Here is a 21,389-nt window from a genome sequence, read left to right on the forward strand (position 1 = left end):
ACAACGCTTGAGGCCAATCCTCAGCGTTTCTGTGTCAGGGCGCGACGCTCGAACTCGACGATGCGCTGACGGTAGTGTTCGATGGTCTGGGCGGTCAGGACGCTGCGTTGGTCGTCCTTCAGCTCGCCGTTGAGTTCCTGGGACAGCTTGCGTGCTGCGGCCACCATCACATCGAATGCTTGTTTCGGGTGGCGCGGGCCTGGCAGACCGAGGAAGAAGCTCACCGCAGGCGTGCTGAACAGGTCGATATCGTCCAGATCGAAAGTACCCGGCTTGACGGCATTGGCCATGGAGAACAGCACTTCGCCGTTGCCCGCCATGCTTTCGTGGCGGTGGAAGATATCCATCTCGCCGAACCGCAGGCCGCTTTCGAGAATGTTCTGCAACAGCGCAGGGCCTTTGAAACCGGCGGCGTCGCGGCAGATCACGCTGATCACCAGCACTTCTTCGGCGGCCGGCTGATCGTTGACCGATTGGCGCGGCGCGTTCTTGGCGGCGTTCTCATCAGGGAAATCGTCGTCACGGCTGCTGAAACTCGGGCCTTCATCCACGTCGAGGTTAAGGTCACCCTGATGGGGTTCGGCAACCGCTGCGCCACTGCGTTTACCGCGTTTGGACGATGGCTCGCGGGCTTCACGCACCGGCGCGCTCATCGACGGCAGGTCGTGCTCGTCCAGCTGCGGCTCTTTATGGGTGTCCAGCACACGGGGCGGCCCCAGTAGCTCGGCGCTGCCGTCGTCGTCGGGCAGGTTGGACAGGTTACGGTCCAGACGGAATTTGAGCTTGCCCTTGCCACCACGCATGCGGCGCCAGCCATCAAAAAGAATACCGGCAATGACAATAATGCCGATGACGATCAGCCACTCGCGCAGACCGATTTCCATGTAATCCCGTGCCTCTAATAAAAAATGCTGAAAAATAAGGGGTTTAGCATCGTGCAAACCGCTTTAAAACGTGGCGCCAACTCTATGTTCTGACTGACGTTTTGCCCACGCACACGAAAAATTGACATTAAACTAGCACGACCAAAGATAACTTTACACAGTTGGCGCGAAATGTGTCGAATTGCCAGCTTTCAGGCGTAGCAGGCAATCTCCTACAGCAGACGCCAACTGTGAGTCACAGGCCCTGAGCGACAAGCTTCAAGCTGACTCACTTACCGCTTGAAGCTTGCCGTCAGGCGTCCACCATCGCCATCGCCTCTTCCACATCCACCGCCACCAAGCGCGAACAACCCGGCTCGTGCATCGTCACCCCCATCAGTTGATCAGCCATTTCCATGGCGATCTTGTTGTGGGTGATATAGATGAACTGCACGGTCTGGGACATCTCTTTGACCAACCGCGCGTAGCGTCCAACGTTCGCATCATCGAGCGGTGCATCCACTTCATCGAGCATGCAGAACGGCGCCGGGTTCAGCTTGAAGATCGCAAACACCAACGCCAAGGCGGTCAGGGCTTTTTCCCCACCGGACAGCAAATGAATGGTGCTGTTCTTCTTACCCGGTGGGCGCGCCATGATCGTCACCCCTGTATCGAGTAGATCTTCGCCCGTCAGTTCCAAGTAAGCGCTGCCGCCACCGAAAACTTTTGGGAATAACGCCTGTAAACCGCCATTAATCTGATCAAAGGTATCTTTGAAACGGTTGCGGGTCTCTTTGTCGATCTTGCGAATTACGTTTTCCAGGGTGTCGAGGGCTTCCACCAGATCCGCGTCCTGAGCGTCCAGGTAGCGCTTACGTTCGGATTGCTGCTGGTATTCGTCGATGGCCGCGAGGTTGATCGCGCCGAGGCGTTGAATCCGCGCGGCAATGCGTTCGAGTTCTTCTTCGGCGTCTTTCTCGTTGGCCTGGGCGGTCAGGGTATTGAGCACGCCGTGCAGGTCGTAGCCGTCTTCGAGCAGTTGGTCCTGCAAGGTTTTGCGGCGCACGGTCAGGGCTTGCCATTCCATGCGCTGTTGTTCGAGCTGGCCACGAATCAACTGGGACTGCTGCTCGGCCTGGGTCCGGCGTTTTTCCGCGTCGCGCAGTTCGCGGTCGGCGTCTTCCAGGGCGATCTGTGCGGTCTTGAGTTCTTCGTCGACGGTCATGCGCTTGTCGAGCAACTCTTCGAGCTTGAGGCGCAACTCTTCCAGCGGCGCTTCGCCCTCTTCCAGATTCAGGCTCAGTTGTTCGCGCTTTTCGGTCAGGCGCTCGGATTGCATCTCCAGGCGCTCAAGGGCCTGGGCCGTGGACGCGTGCTGGGCTTTGAGCGAGCCCAGGCGCACCGCCAACTGATGGGCGTGATCCTTGTGCTGGCGCGCTTCCTGGCGCACTCGGTCGAGACGTTCGCGCAGGCTGTCGCGCTGGGCCAGCAGCAGTTCCCGTTGCTCAGTGTCCTGAGCCATGCTGTCGAGGGCTTCCTGCAAGTGCAGGCGCGCTTCGCCGATTTGTTCGTGCTCCAGCGCGCGTTGCTCGCCCATCTCGGCGACTTCTTCGTCGAGACGGGTGCGACGCAGGCTCAGTTGCTCGACCTTGGCCTTGCTCGCCGATAGCTGCGCCTTGAGTTCGCCTTGCTGGCGCGCCTCATCCTGCAACAGGCGACGCAGGTGCTCGCGGCCGGTCTCTTGCTGACGCTGGGTGGCGCGCAGGGTTTGCAGTTCGGTTTCCAGGCGTTCGAGGGTGGCTTCGCGCTCTTCGCGCTCGGCGCTCAGATTGACGATTTCCTGGCCACGGGCCAGAACGCCGCTTTGCGCTTCACTGGCGCGACGCACGCGCAAAAAGTGCCGGCCGACCCAGTAACCGTCGCGGCTGATCAGGCTTTCGCCGACCGCCAGTTGACCGCGCTGGGCCAGGGCCTGCTCCAGGGAATCCACCGGCCGCACCTGGCCCAGCCACGGCGACAGATCGATCGCGGCCTCGACCTTATCCAGCAAGCTGCCCGGCACCCGCGCGCCATCGGCGGCGGGGCTGAGCAAACGCAGATCGCCCTGGGCAAAGCCGGCGAGATCGAAGCCGCCGAAATCGTCCACCAGCACGGCTTGCAGGTCGGCGCCTAACACAGTTTCCACGGCCAGCTCCCAACCGGCGTCGACCTTCAAACCTTCGGCCAGGCGCGGGCGCTCGGCCAGGTGTTGGTCGCGCAGCCACTCGGCCGTACCGGTGTCCGGGTCCAGCGCGGCTTGTTGCAAGGCTTCAAGGGACGCCAGACGCCCGTTGAGCCGTTGCAGGTCGCCCTGAGCCTGCTGCTGGGCCTGGGTCGCCTGTTGCAGTTGCTGGCGCAGTTGCTCCAGGCGCTCGACTTGCTGCTCTTCGCTGGCTTCGAGTTCTTCCAGGGTCATTTCGCTTTCGGCCAGTTGCTCGCTGAGCGCCATGATCGCCGCATCTTCCGGGTCGGCGGCGAGCAGCACGCGCTCTTCCTGCAAGCGGCGCTGGCGCTCGGCCAGACGTTCCATACTGGTTTCCAGTTGCTGGATGCGCGACTGCTGCACTTCGGCCTGGCGGCGCGGTTCGGCCGATTGCAGGTTGAAGGCGTCCCACTGTTCCTGCCAGCCGTGCATAGTGGTTTCGGCTTCTTCCAGGGCGGCGGCAGCTTCTTCGGCGGCGGCGCTGGTGATCTCCTGCTCAGGGGTGAGCATGTCCAGCTCTTCGCCGAGGGTCAGCAGCAAGGTGCGGTCGTGGCCCAGGTGGGATTCGGTCTCCAGGCGCGCGCGCTCGGCTTCCTTCAGATCGTCCTGCAATTGGCGCAGACGCTGCTGGCCGTGCTGGATGCTCTGCTCGACCCGGGCGATATCGCCGCCCACCGAATAGAAGCGGCCCTGCACCAGATTGAAGCGCTCGGACAGATCGTGGTGCCCGTCGCGCAGGCGTTCGATGCTGGCGTCGGCGTTGCGCTGCTCGGCCACCAGCGCTTCGAAGCTGATTTCCTGGGTGCCGATGATCGCTTCGCGCTGGCCCACTTGATCGTTCAAGGCTTGCCAGCGCAGGGCCGACAATTGCGCCTTTAGCTGGCGCTCTTCGCCCTTGTATTCCTGATACTTCTCGGCGGCCTGGGCCTGCCGGTGCAGGCGCTCCAACTGGCGCTCCAGCTCTTCGCGCAGGTCGGTCAGGCGGGCGAGGTTTTCGTGGGTGCGGCGGATACGGTTTTCGGTCTCGCGGCGGCGTTCCTTGTACTTGGAGATGCCGGCCGCTTCCTCGATAAAGTTACGCAGGTCCTCGGGCTTGGCTTCGATCAGCTTGGAGATCATGCCCTGTTCGATGATCGAATAGCTGCGCGGGCCCAGGCCGGTGCCGAGGAAGATATCGGTAATGTCGCGACGGCGGCACTTGGTGCCGTTGAGGAAGTAGCTGTTCTGGCTGTCGCGCGTGACTTTGCGGCGGATGGAGATTTCCGCATAGGCCGCGTATTCGCCGATCAGGGTGCCGTCGGAGTTGTCGAACACCAGCTCGATGCTGGCCTGGCTCACCGGCTTGCGGCTGGTGGAGCCGTTGAAGATGACGTCGGTCATCGACTCGCCGCGCAGGTTCTTGGCCGAGCTCTCGCCCATCACCCAGCGGACGGCGTCGATGATGTTCGACTTGCCGCAACCATTGGGCCCGACCACCGCCGCCATATTACTGGGGAAGTTCACCGTGGTCGGGTCGACGAAGGATTTGAACCCCGCCAGTTTGATGCACTTGAGCCGCACGTTTAGGCGTCCGCCAACGCTGCGATGACCAGCGAGCAACTGCGCTGGCCGTAGGCCGACAGCACCTGGCGGATCTGCGGCAAGTCGCGGGCCAGCACGGCGGCGAGCAGTTGCTCGAACAGCGCCAGGTACTCGCTCATCTCGGCTTTGCGTTGGTCCAGGGCTAGGTAATAGGCGCGGTTCATCGCCGGTTGCAGGTTTTCGACGGTTTCCTGCAAGTACGGGTTGTTAGCGAAGGGGTACGCGGCGCGCATCACATTGAAGCTTTCTTCGACGAACGCGCGGATGTCCTGACGTTCGAAATTGCTCACCAGACGCTGCTGGATCTGCACGAACGGCGCCATATCGGCCTGGGTCTGCCAGCCCTGCGCCACCGCATTGCCGAGCAGGATGTACAGCTCGCCCATCAACGTGCACAGGCTTTGCACCTTGTGCGCGGTGAGTTCGGTGACGTGGGCGCCACGGCGCGGCAGGATCGCGATCAGGTGCCGGCGTTCAAGGATCAGCAAGGCTTCGCGCACGGAGCCGCGGCTGACATTGAGTGCCAGCGTGACCTTCTGTTCCTGGATGCGCTCCCCAGGCTTGAGATCGCCGCGAATGATACGTTCGGCGAGGTGGTGAGCGATCTGCTCGGCGAGACTGTCCGGCGCCTTGAACGTCATGGGTTTCCTTCAAAATCGTCTATCGGTACAAGCGCGGCAGTGTAGCGCATTGGCCCGCTGATGGCGCTACGCCCACTGTCGCGAATTGGCATGAAATAAGCAGCTCTGCCTGTCTACACGCCGCCAAAAACGCCGGTTCCAGAAGACTGAACCATAATTGAATGGGTTGTGACCGCATTTTCTTGACCCTTAGGTCAGAAAACAATTGACCGAAAAGTCAGACATGACTAGATTCGGCCCACAGCGGTTAACAACAATAATGAGTCTGCGAGGCCTTCCGTGATCCAGTTTTTACTCAACCAGGAACTCCGTAGCGAGCACGCCCTGGACCCCAACCTGACCGTGCTCAACTATTTGCGTGAGCATGTGGGCAAATCCGGCACCAAGGAAGGCTGCGCCAGCGGCGATTGCGGTGCCTGCACCGTGGTAGTCGGCGAGCTGCACAGCGATGCCCAGGGCGTCGAGCAGATTCGCTATCGCAGCCTTAATTCGTGCCTGACTTTCGTTTCGTCATTGCATGGCAAACAACTGATCAGCGTCGAAGACCTCAAGCACCAAGGCCAACTGCACAGCGTGCAGCAGGCGATGGTCGAGTGCCACGGCTCGCAATGCGGGTTTTGCACCCCCGGTTTCGTGATGTCGTTGTTTGCCCTGCAAAAAAACAGCGACGCCCCCGACAGCGCCAAGGCCCATGAGGCCCTGGCCGGCAACCTGTGCCGCTGCACCGGCTACCGGCCGATTCTCGCCGCCGCCGAACAGGCCTGCTGCAACAAGCCCGCAGACCAGTTCGACAGCCGCCAAGCCCAGACCATTGCACGCCTTAAAGCCATCGCCCCGACCCAGACCGGCGAACTCAACAGCGGCGATAAACGTTGCCTGGTGCCCCTGACCTTGGCCGACCTGGCCGACCTCTACGACGCCTATCCGCAAGCCCGCTTACTGGCCGGCGGCACCGACCTGGCGCTGGAAGTCACCCAGTTCCACCGCACGCTGCCGGTGATGATCTACGTCGGCAACATTGAAGAAATGAAGCGCATCGAGTCGTTCGACGACCGCCTGGAAATCGGCGCCGCCACCCCGCTCTCCGACTGCTACGCCGCGTTGCACCAGGCGTATCCGGACTTCGGCGATCTGCTGCACCGCTTCGCCTCCCTGCAGATCCGCAACCAGGGCACCCTGGGCGGCAATATCGGCAACGCCTCGCCGATCGGCGATTCGCCGCCGCTGCTGATCGCCCTGGGCGCGCAGATCGTGTTGTGCAAAGGCAACACCCGGCGCACCCTGGCGCTGGAGGACTACTTCATCGATTACCGCGTGACCGCGCGCCAGGACAGCGAGTTCATCGAGAGAATCATCGTGCCCAAGGGACATACGCTGTTCCGTGCCTACAAGGTGTCCAAACGCCTGGATGACGATATTTCCGCGGTCTGCGCCGCCTTCAACCTGACCCTCGACAACGGTGTGGTCCAAGCCGCCCGCGTGGCCTTCGGTGGCATGGCCGCCACCCCCAAACGCGCGCGTCACTGCGAGGCCGTGCTGGTGGGCGCGACTTGGAACGCCGCTACGGTCGAGCAAGCCTGCACCGCCCTCGCCGAGGATTTCACCCCGCTGTCGGACTTCCGCGCCAGCAAGGAATACCGCCTGCTCAGCGCGCAGAACCTGCTGCGCAAATATTTCATCGAGCTGCAAACGCCGCATATCGAGACTCGGGTGACCGCTTATGTCTAACCATCACGCCGTGGCAAAAACCCAGGCCGAGCTGGCCGAACTGTTCGCCCAGGACTTGACCAGCGGAGTCGGGCGCAGCGTCAAGCATGACAGCGCCACCAAGCACGTATCGGGAGAGGCGCAGTACATCGACGACCGCCTGGAATTCCCCAACCAGTTGCATGTGTACGCGCGTCTGTCCGACCGCGCCCACGCCCGCATCCTCAGCATCGACACCGCCCCCTGCTACGCCTTCGAGGGTGTGCGCATCGTCATCACCCATGAAGACGTGCCCGGTTTGAAAGATATCGGCCCGTTGCTGCCCGGCGATCCGCTGCTGGCCATCGACACTGTGCAGTTCGTCGGCCAGGTGGTGCTGGCCGTCGCCGCCCGCGACCTGGAGACCGCGCGTAAAGCGGCGATGGCGGCGGTGATCGAATACCAGGACCTGGAACCGGTGCTGGATGTGGTCGAGGCCTATCGCAATAAACACTTCGTGCTCGACAGCCACACCCACCAGCGTGGCGATTCGGCGGGCGCGTTGGCCGCGGCTCAACATCGCATTCAGGGCACGCTGCATATCGGCGGCCAGGAGCACTTCTACCTGGAAACCCAAATCTCCTCGGTGATGCCCACCGAAGACGGCGGCATGATCGTCTATTGCTCCACGCAAAACCCCACCGAAGTACAGAAGCTGGTGGCCGAAGTGTTGGACGTTTCGATGAATAAAATCGTCGTGGACATGCGTCGCATGGGCGGCGGTTTCGGCGGCAAGGAGACCCAGGCCGCCAGCCCGGCATGCCTGTGCGCGGTGATTGCCCACCTGACCGGCCAGCCGACCAAGATGCGCCTGCCGCGGGTCGAAGACATGCTGATGACCGGCAAGCGCCACCCCTTCTATATCGAATACGACGTGGGCTTCGACGACACCGGTCGTCTGCACGGCATCAATCTGGAGCTAGCCGGCAATTGCGGCTGCTCGCCGGACCTGTCGAACTCGATTGTCGACCGCGCCATGTTCCACGCCGACAACTCGTATTACCTGGGCGACGCCACGGTCAACGGCCATCGCTGCAAGACCAACACCGCGTCCAACACCGCTTACCGGGGGTTCGGCGGCCCGCAAGGCATGGTTGCCATCGAAGAAGTGATGGACGCCATCGCCCGCCATCTGGCGCTCGACCCGCTGGCCGTGCGCAAGGCCAACTACTATGGCAAGACCGAGCGCAACGTCACCCACTACTACCAGACCGTCGAGCACAACATGCTCGAAGAGATGACCGCCGAACTGGAAGCCAGCAGCCAATATGCCGAACGCCGCGAAGCCATTCGTCGCTACAACGCCCATAGCCCGATCCTGAAAAAAGGCCTGGCGCTGACCCCGGTCAAATTCGGCATTTCGTTTACCGCCAGTTTCCTCAACCAGGCCGGCGCGCTGATCCATGTCTACACCGACGGCAGCATCCACCTGAACCATGGCGGCACCGAGATGGGCCAGGGTTTGAACACCAAGGTCGCCCAGGTGGTGGCCGAAGTGTTCCAGGTCAGCATCGACCGCGTGCAGATCACCGCCACCAACACCGACAAGGTGCCCAACACTTCGCCGACCGCCGCTTCCAGCGGTGCCGACCTGAACGGCAAGGCCGCGCAGAATGCCGCCGAAACCATCAAGCAGCGCCTGGTGGAATTCGCTGCGCGCAAGTACGACGTCAGTGAAGCGGATGTGCAGTTTCACAATGGCCATGTGCGCGTGCGCGAGCAGATCCTGACCTTCGAAGCGCTGATCCAGCAGGCGTATTTCGCCCAGGTCTCGCTGTCGAGCACCGGGTTCTACAAGACCCCGAAAATCTTTTACGACCGCAGCCAGTCCCGTGGCCGGCCGTTCTATTACTACGCGTTCGGCGCGGCGTGTTGCGAAGTGCTCGTCGATACCCTGACCGGCGAATACAAGATGCTGCGCACGGACATCCTTCATGATGTGGGCGCTTCGCTGAACCCGGCCATCGACATCGGCCAGGTGGAAGGCGGTTTCATCCAGGGCATGGGCTGGCTGACCATGGAGGAACTGGTGTGGAACGACAAAGGCAAATTGATGACCAACGGCCCGGCCAGCTACAAGATCCCGGCGGTCGCCGACATGCCCCTGGACCTGCGGGTGAAGCTGGTGGAAAACCGCAAGAACCCGGAAGACACGGTGTTCCACTCCAAGGCCGTGGGTGAACCGCCGTTCATGCTCGGCATTGCCTCGTGGTGCGCCATCAAGGATGCGGTGGCGAGCCTTGGAGGTTATCGCCATCAGCCGAAGATCGACGCGCCGGCGACACCCGAGCGGGTGTTGTGGGGTTGCGAACAGATGCGCCAGTTGCAGGCGGCGACAGCTGTTGAGACTGAAGCCGAGATGGCTTCGCTCTAGATCGAGGTGCTGCCATCGGGGGCAAGCCCCCTCCCACATAGTGATCTGCGAATGCTTTCAAATGTGGGAGGGGGCTTGCCCCCGATAGCGGCCTGACAGACACCACTATGAGGTGACTATGAACAACTGGATCAGCGCCCTCGCCGACCTGCAGAACCAGGGCGAGCCTTGCGTCCTGGTGACCATCATCGAAGAACTCGGCTCCACGCCACGCAATGCCGGTTCCAAGATGGTCATCAGTGCATCGCAGACCTTCGACACCATCGGCGGTGGGCACCTGGAATACAAAGCGATGCAGATCGCCCGCGAGATGCTCGCCCGTGGCCAGCAAAACACCCATCTGGAGCGCTTCAGCCTGGGCGCGAGCTTGGGCCAGTGCTGCGGCGGCGTCACCGTGCTGCTGTTCGAACCCATGGGCCAGGTGCAGGCGCAGATTGCGGTATTCGGCGCCGGCCATGTGGGACGCGCCCTGGTGCCGTTGCTGGCGAGCCTGCCGTGCCGGGTGCGCTGGATCGATTCGCGCGAGCAGGAGTTTCCGCAACAGATCCCCGAGGGCGTGCGTAAAATCGTCAGCGAAGAACCGGTCGACGAAATCGCCGACTTACCGGTGGGCAGCTACTGCATCGTCATGACCCACAATCACGCACTCGACCTGGAACTGAGCGCCGCGTTGCTCAAACGCAACGATTTCGCCTACTTCGGCCTGATCGGCTCGCAGACCAAACGCGTCAAGTTCGAACACCGCCTGCGCGATCGCGGCTTCGACGCCGCCCAATTGCAACGCATGCGCTGCCCCATGGGCCTCACCGAGGTGAAGGGCAAATTACCGGTGGAGATCGCCATCTCCATCGCCGGCGAAATCATCGCCACTTACAACGCCAATTTCGGCCAGCACAACGCCGGCGCCGAACCGATTGCCAAACTGCTGCCGGTGTCACGCCGCAGCCAAGCGACCCATTGAGAAGACCATGCCTTTGACCCGCAAAGCCTACCGCGCCGCCATCCTGCACAGCATTGCCGACCCCGCCGAGGTGGGCATCGAAGCGTCCTATGAGTATTTTGAAGACGGCCTGCTGGTGATTGATAACGGCCAGATCAGCGCCCTCGGGCACGCCAGCGAATTGCTGCCGACACTGCCGGCCGATATTGACGTGACCCACTACCAGGACGCGCTGATCACCCCCGGCCTGATCGACACCCATATCCACCTGCCGCAAACCGGAATGGTCGGCGCTTATGGCGAACAGTTGCTGGATTGGCTCAACACGTACACCTTCCCCTGCGAAAGCCAGTTCGCCGACAAGGCCCATGCCGAGCAAGTGGCGGATATTTTCATCAAGGAACTACTGCGCAACGGCACCACCACCGCATTGGTGTTCGGCAGTGTGCACCCGCAATCGGTGAACGCGTTTTTCGAAGCGGCGCAGAAACTCGACCTGCGCATGATCGCAGGCAAGGTGATGATGGACCGCAACGCGCCGGACTATCTGACCGACACGCCCGAGTCCAGTTATCAGGACAGTAAGATGTTGATCGAGCGCTGGCATGGCAAAGGCCGGCTGCACTATGCGGTCACGCCACGCTTCGCACCCACCAGCACGCCGGAGCAATTGACACTGGCCGGGCAGCTGCTGGGGGAATATCCGGATCTGTATATGCAGACCCACATCAGCGAGAACCTGCAGGAAGTGCAGTGGGTGAAGGCATTGTTCCCGGAGCGCAGCGGCTACCTGGACGTGTATGACCATTACAAGCTGCTGGGCGAGCGCTCGGTGTTTGCCCACGGCGTGCACCTGTGCGACGACGAATGCGCGCGCTTGGCGCAAACCGGCTCGGCGGTCGCCTTCTGCCCGACCTCGAACCTGTTCCTGGGCAGCGGCCTGTTCAACTTGCCGATGGCCGAGAAGCACAAACTGAACGTTGGCCTGGGCACCGATGTGGGCGGCGGCACCAGTTTCTCGCTGCTGCAAACCTTGAACGAAGCCTACAAAGTCATGCAGTTGCAAGGCGCGCGGTTGAGCCCGTTCAAATCGCTGTACCTGGCGACCCTGGGCGGCGCGCGGGCGCTACGCCTGGAAGACAAGATCGGCACATTGCAACCGGGCACGGATGCGGACTTCCTGGTGCTGGACTACAACGCCACACCGCTGCTCAGCTACCGCCTGAAGCAGTCGAACAGCATCGACGAAACGTTGTTTGTATTGATGACTCTGGGAGATGACCGCACCGTGCTGCAGACCTATGCCGCCGGCCAACGGGTGCACCAGCGCTGATCTTGGCACCAGCACAAAACCAATGTGGGAGGGGGCTTGCCCCCGATAACAGAGTGTCAGTTACTGCATGAGGTGACTGTTCCACTGCTATCGGGGGCAAGCCCCCTCCCACATTTTGTCCTTGGCAAAGCAGGAAAATTACAGCTTTATCGAGGAACGCCCAGGCTTCTTGGTCTGCAACAGATGCGAGAACACCGCATGCAGATCATCCGACGCGCTCTCTTCATCGAGGTTGAGCTTGCTGTCGATGTGATCCATGTGATGCATCATCAGGTTCACCGCCAACGCCGCGTCGCGAGCTTCGATGGCATCGATCAACTGGGTGTGCTCATCGTAGGAACAGTGGGAGCGGTTACCGCTTTCGTACTGAGCGATGATCAATGAGGTCTGGGACACCAGGCTGCGCTGGAAGCTGATCAGCGGTGCATTCTTTGCCGCTTCGGCCAGCTTGAGGTGGAATTCGCCGGAAAGGCGGATACCGGCACCGCGATCGCCACGGGAAAAACTGTCGCGCTCGTCGTTGACCATCTGGCGCAACTCGGCCAGTTGCTCGGCAGTGGCGTGCTGCACCGCCAGCTCGGTGATCGCCCGCTCTACCAGGCGACGGGCCAGGAACACCTGACGCGCTTCTTCGACGCTCGGGCTGGCCACCACCGCGCCGCGATTGGGCCGCAGTAATACCACGCCTTCATGGGCCAGGCGCGACAGGGCGCGACGAATGATGGTGCGGCTCACGCCGAAGATTTCCCCCAGTGCCTCTTCACTCAACTTGGTTCCGGGCGCCAGGCGTTGTTCAAGGATGGCCTCGAAGATATGCGCATAGACAATATCGTCCTGGGTTCCGCTGCGACCGGCCTTGCCGGCTCGCGGTTGTTTCTTGAGAGGTTGCAACTGTTCGTTCATGGGCACTCGGGTTTGGAGAACGGCGGCGAATTATCGGTGATACGGCGACTTTACGGTAATACGGCAACAGCGGGTCGCTGGCAAGTATCCGCTAAAAACAGCGCACATTGTACACAACCCAATGGGCCAACACACTGTACGGCTGTTTGCGCCCTCGGCTGTATTGCAATGCGTCGTTACGTTTGAGTTTAGGCTTGAATCTGCGCCTTCACCGGCTAACCCCAGGTAAAAAGGAACAGCGTTCATGACTGACGCCACCCAAGCGCCCCTGCGCCCACTGGCCGACACTTCCCATTCGGCGGTTGTCGCCGGCTTTATTGCCATGATGACCGGCTACACCAGCTCCTTGGTGCTGATGTTCCAAGCCGGACAAGCCGCGGGCTTGACCACGGCGCAGATCTCCTCATGGATTTGGGCGATTTCCATCGGCATGGCGGTGTGCAGCATTGGCTTGTCCCTGCGTTACCGCACGCCGATCACCATCGCCTGGTCCACCCCCGGCGCGGCGCTGTTGATCACCAGCCTGGGCGGTGTCACCTACGGCGAAGCCATCGGCGCCTATATCACCTGCGCGGTGCTGGTGACGCTGTGCGGGCTGACCGGCAGCTTTGAAAAACTGGTCAAGCGCATTCCGGCGTCGCTGGCGGCCGCGTTACTGGCTGGCATTCTATTCAAGATCGGCAGTGAGATTTTCGTCGCGGCGCAGCATCGCACCGGCCTGGTGCTGGGGATGTTCTTCACCTACCTGATCATCAAGCGCATGTCGCCGCGCTATGCCGTGCTTGCCGCGCTGATCATCGGCACCCTGTTGTCGGGCGCGATGGGGTTGCTGGATTTCAGCGGGTTTCATCTGGAAGTCGCCACGCCGGTGTGGACCACCCCGCACTTCTCGCTGGCAGCCACCATCAGCATCGGCATTCCGCTGTTCGTGGTGGCGATGACCTCGCAGAACATGCCGGGCGTGGCGGTGTTACGCGCCGATGGCTATAACGTGCCGGCCTCGCCGCTGATCACCGCCACCGGCCTGGCCTCGTTGGTGCTGTCACCGTTCGGCTCCCACGGCATCAACCTGGCAGCGATCAGCGCGGCCATCTGCACCGGCCCCCACGCCCACGAAGACCGTAACAAACGGTACACAGCAGCGGTTTGGTGCGGTGTGTTCTACGGCATTGCCGGGGTGTTCGGCGCGACACTGGCGGCATTGTTCGCAGCCTTGCCCAAGGAACTGGTGCTGTCGATTGCGGCGTTGGCGTTATTTGGCTCGATCATCAACGGCTTGAGCATTGCCATGAATGAACCCAAGGAACGGGAAGCGGCGCTGATCACCTTTATGGTCACCGCGTCAGGCTTGACGTTGTTTTCCATCGGCTCGGCGTTCTGGGGGATCGTGGCGGGGGTGTTGACGCTGTTGATTCTGAATGGGCGCAAGGCCTGAGTTTTCAAAGCCCCAAACGAAACAGCGACCCGGGCGGGTCGCTGTTTCAGCACATCAGGCTACCGGGTTGATCGGCGTCTCTGGGTGCCATGCGTCCAACAGCGGGCTCACTTCAACGCGAGTCAGCTCTGGGCGGGCCTTGAGCCACGCCTCGACGGTTGCACGCTGCTCTTCGCTGACCGAACCGCGTTTGGCCGAGCACACCAGACCGAAGTCGTCGCCGCCTACGTAGTCCAGGCCATTGCCGTCCATCGCTTCAGTCAGGAATGCTTCGAGGAAAGCGTCAACCGCTTCATCGTCCAAACCTTCTTTGAAGTCCAGGTTCAGTTCGAAACCCAGCTCTTGAAATTCATCAACGCACAGTTTTTTGCGCAGACGCCGGGAACGGTTAGTCGCCATTGGAACAGTCCTCTTAAGTAATAACGGCCGGCACTTTAGCAGCTTAAGGCGGCGATTGCCCGACTCTCTGGGACAGGCGGCGTTTTGCCTGGAAAAAAAACGCGGATTAGCAGCTATCGTTCAGCTACAAGTATCTGTGCCTTGGGGCATAATGCCGACACTTTCTTGACCATTGAGGGATTTTTCCTATTTACCCCTCGCCTTTTTCACCCTCCTCAGCAGTAGGGTCTTATTCTTTATGATCAAATCTTTGCGTCCATTGTTACTTGCCGGGTTTCTTCTGCCACTGGCCTTTTCCGTCACCGCCGCTCCGATCAACACCACCCTGCCGCCCAACGTCGCGCAGGCCCTGCAAAAAGCCAAACTGCAAAATACTGCGTTGTCCCTGGTTATGCTGCCGCTCAACGGCCCCGGCACGCCCACCGTATTCAACGCCGACGTTTCGGTGAACCCGGCCTCCACCATGAAACTGGTCACCACCTATGCGGCCCTGGAAATGCTCGGCCCCAACCACCAGTGGAAAACCGAGTTCTATACCGACGGCACCCTCAACGGTGGCGTGCTGCATGGCAACCTGTACCTCAAGGGCGGCGGCGACCCCAAGCTGAACATGGAAAAGCTGTGGCTGCTGATGCGCGATCTGCGCGCCAACGGCGTGCAGCAAGTCACCGGCGACCTGGTGCTGGATCGCGGCTTCTTCATCCCACCGCAATTGCCGGAATTCAACGACGATGGCAATGACGAGAACAAGCCGTTCCTGGTCAAGCCCGATGCGCTGCTGGTCAACCTCAAGGCCCTGCGTTTCGTCACGCGCAACGATGGCGGACGGGTGCTCGTTTCGGTAGAGCCACCGATTGCCAGCATTCGTATCGACAATCAGGTCAAGGTCTCCAACGCCAAGCAATGCACCGGCGATGTGCGCTACAACCCGGTGACCGCCGCCGATGGCAGCGTGACGGTGACCGTCAGCGGGCAACTGGCCGACGGCTGCAGTTCACAGACGTACCTGTCGCTGCTCGACCACGCCACCTACACCGCCGGCGCGGTGCGGGCGATCTGGAAGGAACTGGGCGGCAGCATCCAGGGCCGCGACATCCAGGCGCCGGTGCCCAAGAATGCCAAGGTCCTGGCGCGCGCATTCTCGCCGGACCTGGCGGAAATCATCCGCGACATCAACAAATACAGTAACAACACCATGGCCCAGCAGTTGTTCCTGAGCCTGGGCGCACAATTCAGAAACGATGCCGACGGCGACGATGCCAAGGCCGCGCAGCGCGTGGTGCGTCAGTGGCTGGCGAAAAAAGGCATCACCGCGCCGCACTTGGTGATGGAGAACGGCTCCGGCCTGTCCCGCGCCGAACGGGTCAGCGCCCGTGAGATGGCAGCCATGCTCCAAGCCGCGTGGAGAAGCCCTTACGCGGCGGAGTACATCAGCTCGATGCCCATCGCCGGCACCGACGGCACCATGCGTAAGCGCTTGAAGACTACCGCCATGCGCGGCGAAGCCCACGTCAAGACCGGCACCTTGAACACTGTGCGCGCCATCGCCGGGTTCAGCCGCGACAACAACGGCAATTCGTGGGTCGTGGTGGCGATCCTCAACGATCCGAAGCCATGGGGCGCGTCGTCGGTACTGGACCAGGTGCTGCTGGATCTGTATCGCCAGCCAAAACTGACGGCGGCGGCACCGGTGCTCTAGCACCCACCGTCGTTCACCTGTGGAAGGGGTTTATCGTGGCGAGCAGGCTTGTCCTGCTCACCACCGAGTCATGTGTGAGCCTTTAAGTATCCCACCGGCCTTTCAAGCCTGAACCCTCTGCGCCTCAACCCGGTCCCTGCCCGCCTGCTTGGCCACGTACACCGCCGAGTCGGCGCGTAGCAGCAACCCATCGATGCCTTCATCGCCCCGCCAACTGGCCACGCCAAAGCTGGCGGTGACGATCCCCACCGGGTCCATCGGCGCACTGCGCAACGACTGCCACAATTCCAACGCCAGGCTGTAGGCCTGTTCAGCATCGGTGGTGGGGCACAACACCATGAACTCTTCACCCCCAAAACGACAGAACACATCGGTGCGGCGCAGACGCTGGCTGATGCGCGAGCACAACTCCTGCAACACCCCATCGCCTACCGCGTGGCCATGCTTGTCGTTAATGCGCTTGAAATGATCGACATCCAACATGATCACCGACAATGCCCCCTGGGTTCGATTGAGCCTGGCAATTTCGGCGCGCAAGCGATCCTAAAAGTAGCGCCGGTTGTAAATGCCGGTCAGCGAGTCGGTGATGGATAAGGCACGCAACTCTTCTTCCACCCGCTTGAGATCGGAAATATCCGACACATACCCATGCCACAACGTACCGCCGCCGGGTAACTCTTCCGGGGTTGCTTCGCCACGAATCCAGCGCAGGCCGCGCTGCGGCAACAGCACGCGATACTCTTCGCGCCAATGGCTCAGTTGCAATGCGGACAGGCGCACCGAAGCGCGCACCCGCTCTGCGTCCAACGGATGGATGCGCTCGAACACGCGCTTGGCATCCTGCTGCAACAACCCCGTTTCGATTTCGTAGATATCGCGCATGCCGTCGCTGGCATAGATAAAGCGCCAGTTATCCTGAGGTTCCAGGGTGAACTGAAAGATCCCGCCGGGGACATGGGCGCTGAGCTTTTTAAGCAGCCGGTCGCGGACGGCCAGAGCTTCGTAGGCGCGCTTTTGCTCGGTCACATCCAGGTAAATCGCCAGATGCCCGACCCAAAGGCCGTGGTCATCCAGCAGGACGGTGGCCAGCATGGTGACGCTCAGCGGACTGCCGTCGTTTCGGATCAAGGTCCACTCGCGGGCTTCGTGCAAACTGTCGGGGCTTTCCACCAACATGGCCTGGCTGGCGGGAATGCGCTTGCCCATGGTCACGCCCAGTTTGGCGGAACGCATTTCCAGTTCTGTCGCCAGGTGCAGACTTTCTAGGGTCAACTTGCCCACCACTTGGTCGGCGGTGAAGCCGAGCATCTGTTCAGCGCCGGCATTGAACGTGTTGATCACACCGCGCAAGTCAGTGGCAATGATCGCAACCTGAGTGGCCGCGTTCAGCACACTGCGCAACTGGCCGTGGGCACCGCGCAATTCCTGCTCACGCAGACGCAACTGCTGGGTACGCTGCTCGACCATTTTCAAAGCACGCTGGCGCTGGCTGACCAGCATATACAGCAAGATGCTCAGCAGCAGGCTGAGCAAGCTGCCCATGATCAGGATAGCGGCCAGCGAAGAATGATTGGCCCGCGCGAATATTTCGCTCGGGCGCAGGGTCAAGGCATAGACATGATCGCCCAGTGTCAGGCGCCGTACCCCCTCGAGGCGGCTGTCGGCCACGGCATTGTTGGATTCATAGAGCACACGTTGTTGCTGGTCCGAGGTGTCGACAATCTGCATCACCAGGTTGTCCCGCTCCGGCTTGGGCAAACCGTCGGCCATCAGCTGGCGCATGCTGATCACCGCCATGACGTAGCCATAGGGCTGTTCAGTACCCGCCTCTCGGCTCACGGGGGCCACCAGCAATACGCCGGCTGCATAGGCCGGCTCCACGCCCACCAACTGCATGGGTTGAGACACCGCCAGCTTGCCGCTTTTATGCGCGCGCTCCAGCGCCGAACGCCGCAAGGGCTGGGCCAATAGGTCAAAGCCCAAGGGCGAACCCAACAGGCTCTGGGTCTGGCTGTAGAGCACCGGCACGTACTCATCGCGCCCCGGCGCGGGGACCAGTTCACCCGCCGCGTTCAACTCACGGATCACGAAATCCACGCCCCTTTCTCGGGACACTTGCTGTTCAAACTGGCTGCGCTGCTGACGCAGCACCCGTGGCGCCCAGGCGTATGCGCGGGCGCGCAGGAGCAATGGCTGGGTAAACCCATCGAACTCTTCGCGGGACACATCGGAGGAATTGACAAAAAAACGCCGAAGGCTGTTAAGGCGTTGTTCCTGATCTTCAAAGCGCTCCTGCAAACGGGTGTAGCGCTCGTTGACCAGCAGTTGAAAGCGCTGGCGCACCTGTTGCTGATACAGATCGTGAGTGGCCCAGGCGACGATACCCGTCAAGGTACAACCGGCCAATAGCACCACCAATGCCACCAGCCAAGCCGATGCCTGCTCACTGATGAAGCCTAGGATTTTCGGGCGAACGGCTTGCAACGGCATAGGCAACACTCACAACGCCAGCGTGCGGGGGGTGTCACTTTGGCTTGGCCTTAAGTTATAGCTATCGGCCAGTAGTTTGACCAGCGCAAAAAAGCCGCAAGCCTGGAATATCCTGGCTTGCGGCTTTTTATGCAGCCATCAGCGAGCGGTGATTTTCCACGCGCGGTGGATTTTCGCATTGCGCGCGAAATCCGGGTCGATGGTTTTGTCGCTGATTTCCTCGACTGCATAGCGTTCGCTGAGATTGTCTTCCAACTGGAACTTGCGGAAGTTGTTGGAGAAGTACAGCACGCCGCCCGGTGCCAGGCGGGCCATGGCCAGGTCGAGCAACTGCACATGGTCGCGCTGCACGTCGAAGATGCCTTCCATGCGCTTGGAGTTGGAGAAGGTCGGCGGGTCGATGAAGATCAGGTCGAACTCATCGCGACTGGCTTCCAGCCACGCCATCACATCGCCCTGCTCCAGGCGGTTCTTGTCGGAGAAACCGTTGAGGGAGAAGTTGCGACGCGCCCAGTCCAGGTAGGTCTTGGACAGATCGACACTTGTAGTGCTGCGCGCACCGCCCTTGGCCGCGTGCACACTGGCAGTGGCGGTGTAGCAATACAGATTGAGGAAACGCTTGCCGGCCGCCTCTTTCTGAATGCGCATACGCATCGGGCGGTGGTCGAGGAAGAGGCCGGTGTCCAGGTAATCCGTGAGGTTGACCAGCAGCTTCACACCGCCCTCGCTCACCTCAGTGAACTTGCCCTGGGCGCTCTGACGCTCGTACTGCTTAGTACCGCTCTGACGCTCGCGACGCTTGACCACCACGCGGCTCTTGTCGATGTTCAGCGCCTGGGGAATAGCCGCCAGAGCATCGAACATGCGCGCGGAAGCTTTTTCCGGGTCGATGGACTTGGGCGCGGCGTACTCCTGCACATGCACCCAGTCGTGGTACAGGTCGATGGCCATGGAGTATTCCGGCATATCGGCGTCATACACACGGTAGCAATCCACGCCCTCACGCTTGGCCCACTTGCCCAGCAGCTTGAGGTTTTTTTGCAGGCGATTGGCGAACATCTGCCCGCCTTCGCTCAAGCGCGCCTGCTCGACCACGGGAGCCGGGGCCGGTTTGATCGGGTTACCGTTCTTGTTGTACTGGCGTTCTTGCGGCTCGGTCGGGGCCTGGTCGTATGCAGCCTGCTCGCGTTCGGCCTGGCGCTGTTCCGGGGTACGGCGCTCGCCGGTGACGAACTGGTCGGGGTTGACCTTGATCAGCAGCAATTTGCACGGCAAGGCGCCGTTCCAGAACGAGTACTGCTTGTGGCTGCGGATGCCCATGCGCTTGCCCAGGTCGGGCGCACCGGTGAACACTGCGGCTTCCCAGCCCATGCAGGCTTGGCGCAGACGTTCGCCGAGGTTCTGGTAGAGGTACAACAGGCTGGCTTCATCGCCCAGACGCTCGCCGTAAGGCGGGTTGCAGATCACCAGGCCTTTCTGGTTCTGGTCCGGGCGCGGCTCGAAGGTCCCGACCTCCCCTTGGTACACCTTGATCCAATGGCTCAGACCGGCGCGCTCAATGTTGTTGCGCGCGGGTTGAATCAGGCGCGGGTCGGCTTCGTAACCTCGAATCCACAGCGGCGTTTTGTTCATGCCAATCGCGGCGCGCTCGGTGGCCTCGGCGTGCAGCTTTTTCCACAGCGCCGGGACGTGCCCGAGCCAGGTGGTAAAGCCCCACAGTTCACGGTTGAGGTTGGGCGCCATATCGGCCGCAATCATCGCGCCTTCCACCAGGAAGGTACCCACGCCGCACATCGGGTCGGTCAGCGCACCGCCTTCAGCGGCGATACGCGGCCAACCGGCGCGAATCAGGATCGCGGCCGCCAGGTTTTCCTTCAGCGGCGCCGCGCCCTGCTGCAGGCGATAGCCGCGCTGGTGCAGGCTATGACCGGAGAGATCGAGGGACAGGATGGCTTCGCCACGGTCCAGACGCAGGTGGATGCGCAAGTCCGGATTGATCTTGTCGATGGATGGGCGCTCGCCGGTCGGAGTGCGCAGTTTGTCGACGATCGCATCCTTGACCTTCAGCGCGCCGAAGTGGGTGTTGTCGATACCGGAGCCGTGACCGCTGAACTCCACTGCCAGAGTGCCGTCAGGGACCATGTGGTCGGCCCAGTCGATATCCAGCACGCCGTGGTAGAGGTCTTCGGCGTCCTTCATGGGGAAACGCTTGAGCACCAGCAGCACGCGGTTGGCCAGGCGCGACCAGAGGCACAGCCGGTAAGCGGTCTCCATGTCGGCCATGCCGCGCACGGCCGAAGTGTGCTCGCGCGCGTCCTCAAGGCCAAGCCCGACGGCTTCCTCGATCAGCAGGCCTTCGAGGCCCTTGGGGCAGGTGAGGAAGAGTTCAAAACGGTCCGACATGGGGCATTCCAGGCTTTTCAGCAATAAGTGAACGGGCGACGCATCGCCGGTCCGGTTTTCAATCAAGCACTTTTCTTGAAGAGTGCTCGCGTGGCACGAATGTGCCGTTCCACCCCGGCTGCCAGGCCGTTGGGCCTTTATTTACGGGGCAGATAAAAATGTGTAGCAACAAAAAGAAATATTCCGACCCTTCGTCGAATAATAACCGACTGCAACAGACGGACATTCTTACTTAAGGATTAAACCTTTCCTCTATGCGGGGTGCATCATAGCTGGCTTTGCCAGACAAATGGGGCGTAAAGCCATCCCAGCTTATGGCTATAGCATCGTTATCGTTACG

12 protein-coding genes and 1 pseudogene are annotated in these 21,389 nt (G+C 61.3%); 6 read left to right on the plus strand and 7 right to left on the minus strand.

The window, feature by feature from the left end; all coding sequences use genetic code 11:
* Positions 1-20: 20 nt before the first annotated feature.
* The 3 genes from zipA to FIV35_RS08520 form a co-directional block, all read right to left on the minus strand.
* On the minus strand, positions 21-884 hold the full coding sequence (gene zipA, locus FIV35_RS08510) for a cell division protein ZipA (protein WP_034138939.1): 864 nt from the start codon (positions 882-884) through the stop codon (positions 21-23).
* Positions 885-1,176: 292 nt separating this feature from the next.
* On the minus strand, positions 1,177-4,665 hold the full coding sequence (smc, locus tag FIV35_RS08515; RefSeq protein ID WP_034114813.1) for a chromosome segregation protein SMC: 3,489 nt from the start codon (positions 4,663-4,665) through the stop codon (positions 1,177-1,179).
* Positions 4,666-4,667: 2 nt separating this feature from the next.
* On the minus strand, positions 4,668-5,327 hold the full coding sequence (locus FIV35_RS08520) for a GntR family transcriptional regulator (protein ID WP_034114814.1): 660 nt from the start codon (positions 5,325-5,327) through the stop codon (positions 4,668-4,670).
* A 279-nt stretch (positions 5,328-5,606) separates the two neighbouring features.
* Between FIV35_RS08520 and xdhA the strand changes: the two genes are divergently transcribed.
* From xdhA to guaD, 4 genes are all read left to right on the plus strand, one after another.
* Positions 5,607-7,055 (plus strand): xanthine dehydrogenase small subunit, encoded by a 1,449-nt coding sequence (xdhA, locus tag FIV35_RS08525; protein ID WP_034138940.1) that lies wholly within the window; start codon positions 5,607-5,609, stop codon positions 7,053-7,055.
* On the plus strand, positions 7,048-9,447 hold the full coding sequence (gene xdhB, locus FIV35_RS08530; RefSeq protein ID WP_034138941.1) for a xanthine dehydrogenase molybdopterin binding subunit: 2,400 nt from the start codon (positions 7,048-7,050) through the stop codon (positions 9,445-9,447). The genes xdhA and xdhB overlap by 8 nt, the downstream gene beginning before the upstream one ends.
* Before the next feature lie 118 nt (positions 9,448-9,565).
* A complete protein-coding gene (gene xdhC, locus FIV35_RS08535; RefSeq protein ID WP_034138942.1) occupies positions 9,566-10,408 on the plus strand; it encodes a xanthine dehydrogenase accessory protein XdhC in 843 nt (280 codons plus the stop codon).
* A gap of 7 nt (positions 10,409-10,415) precedes the next feature.
* Positions 10,416-11,720 (plus strand): guanine deaminase, encoded by a 1,305-nt coding sequence (gene guaD, locus FIV35_RS08540; RefSeq protein ID WP_034138943.1) that lies wholly within the window; start codon positions 10,416-10,418, stop codon positions 11,718-11,720.
* 138 nt (positions 11,721-11,858) lie between these two features.
* Here guaD and FIV35_RS08545 read toward each other — a convergent pair whose 3' ends face one another.
* Positions 11,859-12,623, minus strand: coding sequence for a GntR family transcriptional regulator (locus tag FIV35_RS08545; RefSeq protein ID WP_015885332.1), 765 nt, complete (start codon positions 12,621-12,623; stop codon positions 11,859-11,861).
* Between the two features lie 244 nt (positions 12,624-12,867).
* On the opposite strand from FIV35_RS08545, the gene FIV35_RS08550 reads away from it, so the two are divergent.
* Positions 12,868-14,058: a benzoate/H(+) symporter BenE family transporter gene (locus tag FIV35_RS08550; protein ID WP_034138944.1), complete on the plus strand. Its 1,191-nt coding sequence runs from the start codon at positions 12,868-12,870 to the stop codon at positions 14,056-14,058.
* A 54-nt stretch (positions 14,059-14,112) separates the two neighbouring features.
* Here the strand turns inward: FIV35_RS08550 and FIV35_RS08555 are convergent, their stop codons facing one another.
* A complete protein-coding gene (locus tag FIV35_RS08555) occupies positions 14,113-14,457 on the minus strand; it encodes a YggL 50S ribosome-binding family protein (RefSeq protein WP_034099703.1) in 345 nt (114 codons plus the stop codon).
* Between the two features lie 238 nt (positions 14,458-14,695).
* On the opposite strand from FIV35_RS08555, the gene dacB reads away from it, so the two are divergent.
* Positions 14,696-16,156 carry a D-alanyl-D-alanine carboxypeptidase/D-alanyl-D-alanine endopeptidase gene (gene dacB / locus FIV35_RS08560; protein WP_034138945.1) on the plus strand — a complete coding sequence of 487 codons (1,461 nt, stop codon included), beginning with the start codon at positions 14,696-14,698 and terminating at the stop codon, positions 16,154-16,156.
* A 102-nt stretch (positions 16,157-16,258) separates the two neighbouring features.
* Here dacB and FIV35_RS08565 read toward each other — a convergent pair.
* Together FIV35_RS08565 and rlmKL are read right to left on the minus strand one after the other, a co-directional pair.
* Positions 16,259-18,646 (minus strand): annotated as a pseudogene (locus tag FIV35_RS08565) (sensor domain-containing diguanylate cyclase).
* A gap of 138 nt (positions 18,647-18,784) precedes the next feature.
* Positions 18,785-21,049, minus strand: a complete 2,265-nt coding sequence (gene rlmKL, locus FIV35_RS08570; protein ID WP_034138946.1) for a bifunctional 23S rRNA (guanine(2069)-N(7))-methyltransferase RlmK/23S rRNA (guanine(2445)-N(2))-methyltransferase RlmL — start codon at positions 21,047-21,049, stop codon at positions 18,785-18,787.
* Positions 21,050-21,389: the final 340 nt, after the last annotated feature.

It is taken from the genome of Pseudomonas rhodesiae, assembly GCF_007858255.1.
Classification (GTDB): Bacteria; Pseudomonadota; Gammaproteobacteria; order Pseudomonadales; family Pseudomonadaceae; genus Aquipseudomonas; species Aquipseudomonas rhodesiae.

Excerpts from the sequence above, each read along its gene's own strand:
- rlmKL (WP_034138946.1), bottom strand. The coding sequence starts at position 21,049 with ATGTCGGACCGTTTTGAACTCTTCCTCACCTGCCCCAAGGGCCTCGAA.
- FIV35_RS08545 (WP_015885332.1), bottom strand. The coding sequence starts at position 12,623 with ATGAACGAACAGTTGCAACCTCTCAAGAAACAACCGCGAGCCGGCAAG.
- zipA (WP_034138939.1), bottom strand. The coding sequence starts at position 884 with ATGGAAATCGGTCTGCGCGAGTGGCTGATCGTCATCGGCATTATTGTC.
- guaD (WP_034138943.1), top strand. The coding sequence starts at position 10,416 with ATGCCTTTGACCCGCAAAGCCTACCGCGCCGCCATCCTGCACAGCATT.
- FIV35_RS08555 (WP_034099703.1), bottom strand. The coding sequence starts at position 14,457 with ATGGCGACTAACCGTTCCCGGCGTCTGCGCAAAAAACTGTGCGTTGAT.
- xdhC (WP_034138942.1), top strand. The coding sequence starts at position 9,566 with ATGAACAACTGGATCAGCGCCCTCGCCGACCTGCAGAACCAGGGCGAG.
- FIV35_RS08520 (WP_034114814.1), bottom strand. The coding sequence starts at position 5,327 with ATGACGTTCAAGGCGCCGGACAGTCTCGCCGAGCAGATCGCTCACCAC.
- dacB (WP_034138945.1), top strand. The coding sequence starts at position 14,696 with ATGATCAAATCTTTGCGTCCATTGTTACTTGCCGGGTTTCTTCTGCCA.
- FIV35_RS08550 (WP_034138944.1), top strand. The coding sequence starts at position 12,868 with ATGACTGACGCCACCCAAGCGCCCCTGCGCCCACTGGCCGACACTTCC.
- xdhB (WP_034138941.1), top strand. The coding sequence starts at position 7,048 with ATGTCTAACCATCACGCCGTGGCAAAAACCCAGGCCGAGCTGGCCGAA.